Here is a 12,616-nt window from a genome sequence, read left to right as displayed (position 1 = left end):
TCAAACCAGAAGAACAACCCTATTTCGCCCCCCCTGCTTCGCCTGATACATTGCCCTGTCGGCTCTGCCGATCCAGTGTTCACGGCTCTCCCCCGGTTTGAAGGTGGTAACACCAAAGGAGGCGGTAAGCGATATCTTCTTTCTATCGAAAAAAAAGGGCGATGACTCAAGCTTCTTTCGAAGGCGTTCGGCGATTCCTAATGACTGTTCTCCGTTACTGTCGGGAAGTACAACAAAAAACTCTTCGCCCCCGTAGCGACCAGCCTGATCATATCGCCTCATCTCCTGAATCAGTACCTTACCGACCATCCGAATGGCCTCGTCACCCGCCAAATGCCCATGGTTATCGTTTATCATTTTGAAAAAATCAAGATCAACCATGATTCCCGATAAGTTGCGTCCGGTCCGTACCGCTCGTTCTATTTCTATATCAATGGTATGAAAAAGGCTCATCCGGTTCAACAAGCCGCTGAGAATATCAAAACGGGCAATTTTTTCAAGCCTTCGATTCGAGGTCTCCAGTTCCTGGTTTATTTTTTCGATATTGGCAAAGGCCTCCTTCAGATGAAGGTGCTGGTCGAGAATGCGATTGGAAAGTTCCTCTTCATAGCGAACGGCATTCCGAAAGAAATCCCGTTCGGTGTAAATATCACGCTGGGCCCGCTCCCGAATAAGTGAGGCCCGAATTCTTGTAAGGAATTCGAGACGGAGGATGGGCTTGCAGACGAAATCATCCCCTCCGCTATTTAAACAGTCCTGAACGGAATTGGGGGTCTTTGCAACCAATAATATTTGAAGCGGTATGCCGGGAAAACGCCTTCTGATCACTCCACAAACGGCATCTCCCGCCTGGTCGGAAATATGCTGATCAAGGATGACCACGGCAACCGATCCTGTACCAATCAACTCATAGAGCTCGTTCGGATGCTCGCATGAAACTACCGTATAGCCTTCTTCTTCCAGGATTGTGGTAATTTTGACCCGATCTTCCGATTGATCGATCAGGACAGTAATGATCTCATCGTCCATACACCAATAAGTATGAAGCAGTAGTATACTTTTCGCAATGAAAGTACGAACTGTACAATCAGTTTGATGTATGGTACATATAATTATATGGGATCAACGATTGCAATTGCTTCCGGTAAAGGTGGAGTCGGTAAAACGACGGTTGCAGTAAATCTGGCTCTTCAATGGGCGAAACAAGGCCTACAAGTTTCCATTATCGACGTCGATCCCCTTTCCGATGTGGCATCAGCCCTCGACATCGCCCCTGAAAAACTGAAGGCAATACCGGAAACAATTGACTCACGGCTGCCTTTATCGAACTACGTCCTGGATATTTTCCCCCGGGTAAAACTTCTTTTTCCCATCGCTGCTTCGCAAAAAGGTCGCAACCGCGACCTCAAACGGTACATGGATAACGGAGGTGCAAAAGAGGCGGAGCAAGGATGTGACATACTCATCCTCGATCTGCCTGCAGGAACGGATGAAGAAGAAAATATTGCCTTTCTTGCCTTTGCCCGGGCACTGCTGCTTGTAACCAATCCCGATCCCCTTAGCCACACCGCGGCAGGAGCCTATCTGCGGAAAGCTGCAGCTCTTGAGCGTAGGATTCCAGTCCTGCTTTGGCATAATAAATATCGGGGAAGAGAATCCCTCAGTTTTGATCCCCGGGATCTGGTGGGCAATTACAATCATAATGTTCCGGAAGAGGAAAGGCTTGATCCCTCATCGTTTTCTCTGATCCATGTTGCCTACCTACCACCTGATCCGGCATTGGATCTTCTCTCGGGCGACACCGCCATTGAACCACTCCTTCTTCGCTCCATGGAAAGCAGCTGCGGTCTGTTGCTGGATGCCTTTCTGGACGAAAAGGTCGGCCACATCTCTTCCGGTGCCAGAACGACATCGGTACTCAAGGGGTTCGTCTATTCCCTTGACATAGACACGGCCACCGACTCACCGATGGTCGCGAAAGAGCTTCTTGCATACCTTGCCGCATACTCGGGGAACAAGATGGATATGCCTCTTATAGCGGAAGGTACTGAAATCGATCTTCTGGCACATTTTTTCCATGCTCTTTTTTCCGACCCCTTTTTTCTCCAGATAAAAAAGGTTCTATCCCTTATTCGAGAGGCATCAGAGGCGGCATCGGAACGGACCGCCCCTTTTCTTCGAAACAGAGACGAACGGAAACGGCTCGTATTTGAGAAAGAGGTTACCGCCCTTTTGATGCGTGCCGATCTTGCCGCCGAAACCATTCCGGAATTACGTAATCCAGCGGGGCTACTTCTCTTCCAATTTGCCCTTTTCAAGCTTCTTGCATCATCCTCAGTCAGGAATCTGATCGAGTCCTCCGTACCAAAACGGGAAGACGATAATGGACAAAAAGAACGGGACAGAAGAAGGCAAATATCCCTCCTCATCGAAAAAAGCGACCATTATCACGGAAAACATATCGAATTGGTAAAGCAGCTTCTTCCCGTGGTATCACGACAAGTAAAAACGATGGCAAAAACCTTCGAACTGGAACATTTGATCTTTCGGAACAAAACAGGATCGGTTCACGTCCAGGCCTATACCCAGCTAACCGCCTCCTTTCTTCACGAGGCGGTTAACAGCGGCTTGGGTGTGATCATCGGTTTTCGTCATCGCCCTGCTGCAGAGGCTTTTCGTGAAGGAGCGGAAAGGCTTCTCGCCTACCTCTCAGAGATATAAAGATACAGAAAGATGCTTTTCCACTACGAGGATGAAGCAAGCTTTGGCGGAGCGATAGGTATGTCGATGGTAAAGAGTACTCCCTTGCCCGGAGTACTTTCGCAGGAAACCGATCCACCCAATTTACCGGTAATCAGATTGTACACGATATTCATCCCCAGTCCGCTGCCGCCGCTTCCCCTACGGGTTGTGTAAAAGGGTTCGAAAACCCGCCTGACGCTCTCTTCGTCCATACCTTTTCCATCGTCGCGATAATGGATGAGTATTCTCCCCTCTCTTTGAAAGCCATCGATTCTGATCCTTCCTGTATCATCAGCCTCATAGGCATGGATCAGAGAATTGCTGATGAGATTAGTAAATATCTGACTAATGGCACCGGGGTAGCCTATAACGGTAATACCTTGTGCCACCTCGACCTCAACCGAGATCGGCCTCTTCTTCAATCGTGGCCCGAGACTGAGAACAATATCTTCAATGTAGGAGCGAAGGTCAAAACTGCGTAACGCCTCGCTGGCCTGGTCGACGGCAACCTGTTTGAAGCTGCCTATCAACTCGCCTGCCCGTTTGAGATTACGTAATATCAGGTCGGAGGTTTGTTCCAGATCATGGATATCGAGTGAAGCGGCATGTATCTGATCTTGAAGCAATGTCGCTGCCGTAACAGCCACTCCTATCGGCGTGTTGACCTCATGGGCGATTCCTGCGACAAGAGAACCGAGAGAAGCCAGCTTTTCCGACTCGATAAGCTGTTTCTGGGCCTCTTTCAGCTTCTGATACGAATCTCGCAGATCCTTGGTACGCTCTTCCACCCGATGCTCCAGCTCCTCATTGAGCCGTTTCAGCTCTTTTTGCGCAGCAAGAAGCCCCTCTTCAACCTGGCTTCTTCTTAGGATCTCCTCCTGCAGGTTCCGATTGAGCGATTTTGCATGCTCATACAACCTTGCGTTCTGAAGGCTGATAATCGCCTGCTTCGAAAGTATGGAGACAATTTCAAGCCGTGTCGGCGTGAAAAGCCCGGGAACCGCATCATTTTCCAGATACAGCATACCAGAGCCGATGACCGTGTCGGGAAGGGGATAACAAAGAAGGGAGCGAACCCCCGCCGTCCTGAAATAGGGGTCGCTGGTAAAGATGCCCCGAATCGCGGCATCGTCAAGGACCACAGGCTCTTTCCGCTTTCGCGTATAGCGAAGAACCCCAATGGAGAGATTTATCGACTGTATAAGCCGCTCGCGTCCCCGGCGCCCCGGCTCATCCGTCAGCGGATAGAGGGTAAAGCCATCCTCTTCCGGCAGATACCGAGCCCGGAGGTAGAGCTCGTCATCCTGGACAAGGATAAGAAAGGCCTTTTGGGCACCGGTACTTTCCAAAATAACGCGCAACATCCGCTCTATGAGTACCTCTTCCCGCAGTTCCTCCGTCAGTTCACGTCCGGCCCGCAAAAGGGTAAAGGCATCGAGTCCGATTTCTCCGGGCTCACGAGGGAAATCAGGCAAAGCGGTCCGATCACTCGAAGATTCAAAGGAAGGGAAAAGCGATCCCCATTCGTTCCGCAGGGCTTCAGCCTTTCTTCTGACTCCGAGGTAGGACCAATATCGATATGCTTCCAATAGATAGAGGCCAGCAACCTTTTCCCGCGAGGCCCGAGCGTGATAACGTCCACTCAGTTCATTTGCCACGGCACAGTGGAACAGGTCTCCCTGCCGCTGGGCTCCTCTGATCGCCTCATCGTAGAGATTGGCGATCTCGACGGAATTACTCTCCCGGGATCGTAGCTCCGCTTCGAGCATGAGCCGCAGATGGGAAATATTATCGGCACAGCCGCTCTCAAAGCTGCGCAGCCGATCAACGGCAGGGGCTGCTTTCTGGAGATTACCGACTTTGATATATCCAAGCGCCTGAGCCAGCAAAAACGGAGCAAATAGATAGCTTTCCTGGAGATAGGATGCTCTCTTCCTGATCTGGCCTTCGTCGAAATGAAACCCTGTATCATCATCAAATACAAGATCGTAGAGGGAACCAAAGGAGAACAGCAAAACCCATCCCTTGTGGTCGGGGTCTTGGATAAGGCTGTGGAACAACTCTTCTTGAGAGAGAAGAAGCCGTTGCTGTTGCTCTTTCTCTTCGGCCAGAAAGAGTTCGAGACAGCTGGTAAAAAGATCAAGAAGGGGGCCGGCCGACCCATTGCGCAAGGTCCTGATGATACGCCCATATTCCTTGCTCCTCTGGTAAAGCTCATGAAGATCGGAGGAGAGGAAGAATTCGTGGATCAGGTAGGCGATGAGAATATCCCCGGTAAACCATCCTTCACCATTGGCCCGTCCGATACGAAACCCCTCGGTCAGGATGGGAGAAACATCCGATAAAGGCAGGATCCAAGGGGCTATTCGAAAACCGTAGACCTCTCTACACAAAACCATGGATCGATTGTCTCTCGCCACGTCGGCTACACGCAGGGCCCTCAGAGCAAGCCTTCCGGCCTCGAGATACCGTCCCTCCGGAATAAGGAGGGCAGCGGCATGCATGAACAAAACGCTCGTAGCGGGAGGGCCTCCGTGTTTGGAAAAATAGGCGGTCAACACACGTATGTAGGAGATGTAGAGGCCATAGTCTGTCTCATGTATCGCCGAAAGCAGACGTACGGCCATACGGGAAAAAGCTTCCATTGTTTTATCGTTTGTTTTATCGCTGCTTACGGGAGGCAGATCGGAGACGATTGGTTCGATACCGTTTTCGGTCTCGGGAAAATCAATCCCCGCCAAAGCAAAAGCACGTCTTCCATTCGCCATTGCCTCGTCATAGCGTCGAAGTTGAGTAGAGGCATCGATCAACTCGCCATACAGCTCCAAACAGGCCACGGGATCATGTTCACGCCTAATGAGATCTTCGAAAAGGCCGATCGCTTCGGCTATGTTTCCACGAATAAAAAGGCATCGGGCGCGTAGCCCGTAGTAACGGGAAAACAGCCCGTCGTCGGCAGTAATGCGTGCCGCTCCGATAAGCTGTTGTGCCGCATCGATCATGTTCATGGCCGTATCGCACTCTTCCGCCTCAAGATGGGCGGTTGAAATCGAAAGGGCAGCCTCACCAATATTCCTTCGTTCCATCTCCGATAGGCGATTGATGTCGGCTTTCAGGATATGGGATATGCCCCGTTGAAGTGAAGATAAGCCATCATCGGCAGTGTACGAGGAAAAAAGCAGGCGGCCGATGGCAAGATGCTTTTCCTCGATAAGATCGGCAGGCAACTCGCGCAGGAACCGCTTCCGTAACTTCGGATAACTCAATTCCCAACCGCCGTTTGCAGAGCGTTTGATAAAGCCCAACCGGTACAGGTTTTCGAGCAAAGGAAGGATATCAACCTCAGGAAGAAGCTGATCAAGTTCCGACTCTTTTACTCGTTCACCGAAACAGAGAATAAGAGCAAACAGCGACAGGGCTTCTGGACTTAGACGATCGAGAAAGTCGAAGATAAGCTTTCTCACGCTTTCGATCCCTTCAAGCTTTTCCAGTGCCTGCTGATCAAAAGACCAGCCCTCGCCCTTTCGATATACCAGGCCTTGCGAATCGTGCAGATGACGAAGTGCCTCTGCTATATGCATTGGATTACCCGAAAAGCGTTCGGCAAAAATTTTAGCCTGAGGCATGTACGAATGGGGAGACGGTCCGAGGCTCTCGGAAATCCACTCTCCGATGGCCTTCTCTTCGAGGCCGTGCAAAAGCATGGTGGAAATACGCACATCCTCTGGTATTTTGGCGAAGATCGTAAAAAGAGAAGAGGAAGCGTCGATCTCCTCCGGACGATAGGAGGATAGGACCAACATCGGTTTCGTCGCTTCAAGGGTGAGAATGTTCTTCAAAACCTCAAGTTCCCATCTCGGAGCGTAGTGGAGATCGTCGAGGACGAGGACCAGGCCGTCGCAGTGGGAACAAACCACATGAAAAAGAGAACCAATGGCACGTGAAAGCAATCCAATTGCCTCGATTGTTTTTCCCTCTTCAGGAAGTTCCCCCTGTTCTCCGGCAGCCCCGACTATCAGGGAAAGGGCCGGAATCTGGCGTCGAAGGAGAGGTAGTGCATCACCAAGTTCCTTGCGAAATATCGATGCCCAATATGCTATCTCATTCTCATGGGCTCCAAGAATCCTATAAATAAGGTCGTTCGCAGCCTCTATAAGAGCACTGCCCCCAAACTCTTCACCATGCCACTGACCCAATACCACCCATGCACTCTGAGTTTGGGCCGATTCCAGACGGACGAATTCACGTAAAAGAGCACTTTTCCCCATCCCCGTCTCAGCCGCAAGCAGAAGGAGCTCCGCCCCGGATCCCTTACTTCTATCAATGGCCTTGCCTAAAGAAACGAGCTCCCGGTCACGGCCGAATAATGTTCCTGACAGTAAGAAAGCGGCATGGGGATCCCTGGTTCCGGCAACAAAGCGGCCGTTTTTACCCATTCGATAGAGTTCCAGGGCCTCTTCCAGGTCATTCATCAGTCCCTGCGCACTGGAGTAACGCTCCTCAGGCATTTTTGCAAGAAGTTTCATAACGATGGCCGAAACGGCATCGGGAATCGCCTCGGAACTTGCCTTGGGCTCAACAGGAGTCCTGGCCAAATGAGCATAGACGAGTTCCAGGGCATTTCCGACAAAGGGCGGGCGGCCTATAAGCAATTCATACAAACAGATCCCGGCAGAATAGAAATCCGAACGATAATCGATAGGACGCAGTAACCTCCCAGTCTCCTCAGGACTGAGGTAAGCGACTCTGCTTTCCAAGGATCCTATCCCACCGCGCGCGATAACCTCGTCACGGCCAAAGACAAAGGCACGGCCGAAATCAACGAGAACAACCCTTCCCGTGGCAGATTCAAGCAGCAGGTTGGAACCGGTGATATCCCGATGTACGATCTCATACTCCTGCAATAGTGTCAGAATTTTCGCGATCTGGAGGGCAAGATCAAACCAGCGCTTCAACTCGAAACCCTCCCGTGGAACCACCTGGCCCAAGGGAGATCCCTCTATCCACTCCAATACAAGCAAGGCTTCTTCTTCAAGATAATCGATGAGAGTGGGAAAGCAGGGGGCAATACACTGTTTAAGAATCAATTGTTCTTCACGAAGTCGCTGACGAGAAACAGGATCGGCCGTATTGACAGGTCTCTTCAGGGCAACGGCCGAACCGTCACTATCCCGAAAACCGCGATAAAGAAGGGTGCGATTTCCTCGGTAGGCGAGACGCTCGACTGTATACCCCGGTAGAGTGATCATAGGGATAGGTAAGTGTAACATAAACAAAGAAGATGAGAAAGCGCATCAATAATCCGGCTTGCGTTTTGGGCGATCTCTTGATAAGCTTTTATCGAATCAATTCGTTTCATAATAAAGAGGAGAAATCATGCGCGAGCATCTGATTGCAGCCCCACTTCCCACCATTCGTCGTATCCCGCGCTATCTAAATGTTCTCGAAGATTTTGCGGCGGAACAAATCTCTTTTGTATCCGCAACGGATATTGCGAATAAATTAGGGCTTAAACCGATCCAGGTACGAAAGGATATGGCTTTTACCGGAATTGTCGGTAAGCCAAAGGTCGGATACAAAACTGATGAACTGATTGAAACAATTAAAAGTTTTCTGGGCTGGGATTCGGCAACCGATGCTTTTCTTATCGGCGCAGGAGCATTGGGCACTGCGCTTTTGGGCTACAGAGGGTTTGCGGAACGGGGGCTGCAAATCGTGGCGGCTTTCGACATTGATCCTAAAAAGATTGGCACAAGGATTCACGGAAAAGAGGTGTTCCCCATCTCTAAGATGGCGGAACTGGCAAAACGAATGCAGGTCCACATCGGAGTTCTGACCGTCCCCGCCGAATCGGCCTCCCAATGCGCCCACGCGCTCATGGACGCAGGCATCACCGGGATTTGGAATTTTTCTCCGGCCGAACTCGATGTACCGGAGAGTATGACCGTTCAGCGGGAAGATCTCTCCGCCGGTCTCGCTGTCCTGTCGGTCAGGATGAGCGAAAAGAAGCAGGGGATCGTATAATCCTCCTATTCCTTAGAAAAGTCCTTAGGAAGGAGCAAAGCCTCCATACGGTGTTCCGGTCGGAGTATTGTCTCGGCAAGATCCACAAGGCTTTTGTTGTCAAAACGGTCCACCAGCTGATCTGTTTCATTCACAGGTTCTGCCGTGGGACCGCCTGTAGCCTCTTGTACAAGGGCCGAAAACCAATAGCCATTCTGCCTATCCGATTCTTCAAGTCCGGCCCTTATAATCTGCTTGGCACGAACAAGGGCCTCTGAAGGAAAGGGGGTAGTTCGATATTTCATAAGAATTTCCTCTGCCTTTTCCTTGAGCTTCTGGCTTCGTTCAGGATCACATCCGAAGGAAATGGAAAAGAGATACTGGGCTTCTGGTGCGTAACGAAAATTCGTTCCGATGGATACACCGTAGGTGCCTCCCTCATTCTCCCGAAGCTCATCCCGCAGCAGAATGGTATAAAGCTCCTTGAGAAGGCGCATTCCCACCGCAGTACGACGTGAACCGTCAAAGCCGCCGCTGAAAAAGAGCTTTACCTGTGCCTTCTGCCCAATCCCGTCGAAGGAACGAACAGTACTCTTTTTTTCGGAAAATTGCATTCCACGGTCCACGGGGGCGGTAGGATTACCTGCGGGAAGTGCTGCAAGATAACGAGTGACAAGCGGCTCCAGCTCTTCGTCTTCGGGCAGATTACCTACAAGAATCCAGACAGTACCCGCACCTCCCTTGTGGATCGAGTCGTAGAAGTCAAAGGCCTCCTGAACAGAGGCTTCCTCCTCAACCCTTTTCGAGGTAAGTGGACGGCTACGGGGATGGTCGTCGTACAGCATCTTAAGCACCTGATCGTTAAACTGGGTTTCGGGATCGGATTCCCGATTCTTCAAAGCGGCCGAAAGCCGTTGCACATAGGCTTTTGCCGCAGCGTCATCGTAGCGAGGATCGACTACGGAAAGATAGGCGAGCTGAAAAAGGGGTTCCAGTTCCTTGACCCCACAAGTCCCTGAAAGGATGAAAAAACGATCATCCAGAGAGGCGTTCAGCTGAAGAGCCTTACCGGCGAGAAAGTTGCGAAGGGCCGAGAGATCATACTCCCCGATTCCTCCCTGTGAGACCAGTGAGGGGGCGAGTATCGCCGAAACATAATTCTCATCATCCGCCAAACTCGCTCCTCCGGGGCTTATCGCTCCGAAAAGAATCTGATCACTCTTATAATCGGTCCGCATCACCCATACCTGGCTGCCGTTGGAAAGGCTGATCTTGGAAACAGGTAGTGAAGAACCGAAATGAAGAGGTTCTTTTTTGAGGATACTTCCTGGGACAGGTTCGTTGCTCAAAAGCGAATCGGGATCTTCAGCAGGCACATACGCCTGAAAATCCGTATCTTTCACCTTGGAAACAAGGTGCAAAAGCTCATCTTCGTCTGGATAAGAAAGTCCGTCTTTTTCCGGTCCGGTAAGAACGACAACAGGAGTATCCAGAGAGAAAAGCCTGGAAGGAAGCCTCTGTACCTCTTCCTGGCTCATCTCCGGAAGCAAACGCTTTACCAATTCCAGTTCCCGGTCGATTCCCGGAGCCGCGTCCCCATCAAGGAAAAGTGTGACAAGTTCGTCGGCATATCTGGCGGAATCGGTAGTGGTCCTTTCATCCCAGGCCTTCTGGTAGGAACGTAGCAGGTTCTCCTTCGCTTTTTCCAATTCTCCGGTTGAGAAGCCGAGGCTTGAGGCACGACCGGCCTCATAGAGGAGAGCCTCGAGGCCGCCGACGGAAGCTCCCTCATCGACTCTAGTTGTCAAGACAAATGCACGGCTTTTTCGATTTACCGGAATCAAACCGCTGTAGCCATAGATAAAGGGGGGATTACCCTCCCGGGTCCGCTCTTCCAAACGATCATTGAGCATGATGGAAAAAAGATCGAGGCCAATTAATTGGCGGTAATCATGTTCGGTTCTTAAGGCCCTGGAAGGAGCAAGGTAGTAGAGAGAAACTCTGGTACCTGGTGCCTCAGGGTCGAGGGCCACCACTGCCCTGGCATGAGTGCTGTCGGGGGGCGAGATGACAACACGCTTCGCATCACCACGATGAGGATCCTGAGAAGCGGGAATGGGATCAAACCATGTATGAATCATCTCCTGAGCCTTCGCTGGATCTATATCGCCCACAACAACAACGGCCATAGCCTCCGGTTGGTACCAGGTGTGGTAAAACTCACGAAGGGCCCCGGAGCTGGCATGCCTGACGATATCGGGATCTCCAATCGCCAGACGATCGGCATAGAGGCTGCCTTGAAGGAGAACGGGGAAATAGCGGTCACGAAGACGTCCTCCCGCACCACGCCCGAGACGCCACTCTTCAAGGATGACCCCTTTTTCTTTTTCCACCTCTTCGGGATCAAAGCTTATGTTCGTCGCCCATTCCCGCAGAACATGAATGCCCTGATTGACGACGGATAGGTCATCGGCAGGAACACTCAAGGTAAAAACCGTTTCGTCGGAAGAGGTGCTGGCGTTGATTTCCGGCCCGAACTTCATCCCCACCGATTCCAAAAAGTCGACGATTTTCTGCCCGGGAAAGTCTTTGGTTCCGTTGAAAGCCATATGTTCGACAAAGTGGGCAAGTCCTTTCTGATCGTCACGTTCAAAGACAGAACCGGCATCGACAGCCAGGCGGAGCACAATTCGATTTTCCGGCTCGTTATTGGGCCGGATGTAATAGGTCAAACCGTTTTCAAGGGTACCGGAAACCACTGCAGGATCAAGACCCAACTGGGGAGAAAGTGTATCCTCCCGCGGTGCAGTCGCACAGGTGGTACAAAGGAAAACGGCAAACACTAGTATTGAAAAACCTCGTACAAGGTTACGTATACGTTGCATAAAAACACCTCCGTCGCACCGTTACTTTACCGGCGGGTTTCGTTTTTGTCCATGGTGCCCCTTTTATTTCTGTCTGAGCTCTGATACGGTGGATAATGTAATCAAATGATAAGGTGGTATGTGTATGGTAATTAGCGAGAAGTGTGTGGTCAGCATCGATTATCGTTTAACAAGCGATGATGGGACCCTTATTGATACAAGCGAAGGAAGGGAACCGCTTGCCTTCATTTTCGGATCAGGGATGATCATTCCCGGGCTTGAAAAGGAACTCACAGGGAAGAATGAAGGCGACAAGCTTACGGTAACGGTACAGCCGGAAGAGGCCTACGGGACCTACGATGAAGCACGGATCATCGAAGTTCCAAAAGATCGTTTCGAAGAGACAGATAAGCTTACCGAGGGAATCCAGGTCCAGGCACAGCGGCAGGACGGCGGCGTTGAAATTCTGACCGTATCAAAGATAAGCGACGAGAAGGTTATCCTTGATGGAAATCATCCACTGGCCGGTATGACCCTTCATTTTGATGTAACAATCAACCAGGTACGGGAAGCCACTCAGGAAGAGCTTGACCACGGCCACGTACATTAACAGAAAATAAAAAAGGCGGCCCGTTTTGGGTCGCCCTTTTTGTTTCTGCCGATGCCATCTAGCTGATTTGAATCTTTCGCGGCTTGACAGCCTCTTTTAAGGCGAGCTCAAGACGCAAGACCCCATTCTCCATAAAGGCATCGACCTTGTCGCGGTCTATGGTCTCATCAAGGGTGAAAATCTTTCGGTAATCGGCGGTAATCCGTTCCCGGACTAAGGAGTCACCTTCGGGGCGAACATCACTTCGCTTCCCGTAAATGATAAGCTCGTCTCCGTCGATCTGAACATCGATATCCTCTTTACCGACCCCGGGCATCTCAACCCGGAGTACAACCTTTCCCTCATCTTCGCAGATATCGGTTACAGGATTCCTATAACGTTTAGCATCTTCCATGAT

Annotated in this window: 7 protein-coding genes; 3 read left to right on the top strand and 4 right to left on the bottom strand. The window is 50.9% G+C overall.

All coding sequences use genetic code 11. From position 1 onward, the window contains the following. Positions 1–1,029 carry a GGDEF domain-containing response regulator gene (locus SPIRS_RS08555; RefSeq protein WP_013254283.1) on the bottom strand — a complete coding sequence of 343 codons (1,029 nt, stop codon included), beginning with the start codon at positions 1,027–1,029 and terminating at the stop codon, positions 1–3. Between the two features lie 87 nt (positions 1,030–1,116). Here SPIRS_RS08555 and SPIRS_RS08550 point away from each other — a divergent pair, with 87 nt between their 5' ends. Continuing rightward, positions 1,117–2,721, top strand: coding sequence for a P-loop NTPase (locus SPIRS_RS08550; protein WP_281047227.1), 1,605 nt, complete (start codon positions 1,117–1,119; stop codon positions 2,719–2,721). Positions 2,722–2,744: 23 nt separating this feature from the next. On the opposite strand, the gene SPIRS_RS08545 is transcribed toward SPIRS_RS08550, so the two are convergent. Beyond that, on the bottom strand, positions 2,745–7,991 hold the full coding sequence (locus SPIRS_RS08545) for a protein kinase domain-containing protein (RefSeq protein ID WP_013254281.1): 5,247 nt from the start codon (positions 7,989–7,991) through the stop codon (positions 2,745–2,747). Between the two features lie 127 nt (positions 7,992–8,118). On the opposite strand from SPIRS_RS08545, the gene SPIRS_RS08540 reads away from it, so the two are divergent. Beyond that, positions 8,119–8,766: a redox-sensing transcriptional repressor Rex gene (locus tag SPIRS_RS08540; protein ID WP_013254280.1), complete on the top strand. Its 648-nt coding sequence runs from the start codon at positions 8,119–8,121 to the stop codon at positions 8,764–8,766. A gap of 5 nt (positions 8,767–8,771) precedes the next feature. On the opposite strand, the gene SPIRS_RS08535 is transcribed toward SPIRS_RS08540, so the two are convergent. Continuing rightward, entirely contained in the window at positions 8,772–11,630 is a 2,859-nt protein-coding gene (locus tag SPIRS_RS08535; RefSeq protein WP_013254279.1) for a M16 family metallopeptidase, read from the bottom strand. A 124-nt stretch (positions 11,631–11,754) separates the two neighbouring features. Here SPIRS_RS08535 and SPIRS_RS08530 point away from each other — a divergent pair, with 124 nt between their 5' ends. Further along, positions 11,755–12,219 carry an FKBP-type peptidyl-prolyl cis-trans isomerase gene (locus tag SPIRS_RS08530; RefSeq protein WP_013254278.1) on the top strand — a complete coding sequence of 155 codons (465 nt, stop codon included), beginning with the start codon at positions 11,755–11,757 and terminating at the stop codon, positions 12,217–12,219. A 58-nt stretch (positions 12,220–12,277) separates the two neighbouring features. Here the strand turns inward: SPIRS_RS08530 and SPIRS_RS08525 are convergent, their stop codons facing one another. After that, positions 12,278–12,613, bottom strand: coding sequence for an Hsp20/alpha crystallin family protein (locus SPIRS_RS08525; protein ID WP_013254277.1), 336 nt, complete (start codon positions 12,611–12,613; stop codon positions 12,278–12,280). Positions 12,614–12,616 lie beyond the last annotated feature (3 nt).

The organism is Sediminispirochaeta smaragdinae DSM 11293, assembly GCF_000143985.1.
Lineage (GTDB): Bacteria > Spirochaetota > Spirochaetia > DSM-16054 > Sediminispirochaetaceae > Sediminispirochaeta > Sediminispirochaeta smaragdinae.
Note: the sequence above shows the minus strand (reverse complement) of the source record. Positions and strands in the feature narration are given on the sequence as shown.

Bases quoted from the DNA above. Each gene is read 5' to 3' on its own strand.
- SPIRS_RS08555 (WP_013254283.1), bottom strand. From the start codon at position 1,029: ATGGACGATGAGATCATTACTGTCCTGATCGATCAATCGGAAGATCGG.
- SPIRS_RS08550 (WP_281047227.1), top strand. From the start codon at position 1,117: ATGGGATCAACGATTGCAATTGCTTCCGGTAAAGGTGGAGTCGGTAAA.
- SPIRS_RS08545 (WP_013254281.1), bottom strand. From the start codon at position 7,991: ATGATCACTCTACCGGGGTATACAGTCGAGCGTCTCGCCTACCGAGGA.
- SPIRS_RS08540 (WP_013254280.1), top strand. From the start codon at position 8,119: ATGCGCGAGCATCTGATTGCAGCCCCACTTCCCACCATTCGTCGTATC.
- SPIRS_RS08535 (WP_013254279.1), bottom strand. From the start codon at position 11,630: ATGCAACGTATACGTAACCTTGTACGAGGTTTTTCAATACTAGTGTTT.
- SPIRS_RS08530 (WP_013254278.1), top strand. From the start codon at position 11,755: ATGGTAATTAGCGAGAAGTGTGTGGTCAGCATCGATTATCGTTTAACA.
- SPIRS_RS08525 (WP_013254277.1), bottom strand. From the start codon at position 12,613: ATGGAAGATGCTAAACGTTATAGGAATCCTGTAACCGATATCTGCGAA.